Here is a 279-nt window from a genome sequence, read left to right on the forward strand (position 1 = left end):
GTCACCATCAACATCACATGTGAATTTGACTGATTCTCCCTCTGATACTGTGAGTGACTGTGGTTTAGTCAGAATTGTAGCTGGAAGAGTTGGTTTCTTTTCAACGACTTCTTCCACTACTGTTGTCACTTCTGTAGCTTCTAGTTTGGTCTCTGACAATGTCTCAACCACAACTTCCTCAACTGCAGTCACTTCCATAGCTTCAAGTTTGATCTCGGATGTCTTAATTGTCTGTTCTATCTTGTCTTTTTTAGTTTCAGATACTTCCACTTGTGTTTC

General features: G+C 40.1%; 1 protein-coding gene. It reads right to left on the reverse strand.

What is annotated here, in order from left to right:
* On the reverse strand, positions 1-279 hold a 279-nt coding region (locus ACOSDM_RS20300; RefSeq protein ID WP_420726351.1), incomplete at both ends, for a hypothetical protein.

The sequence above is a fragment of the Hwanghaeella sp. LZ110 genome (assembly GCF_048892525.1).
Taxonomy (GTDB): Bacteria; Pseudomonadota; Alphaproteobacteria; order UBA8366; family Aestuariispiraceae; genus Pacificispira.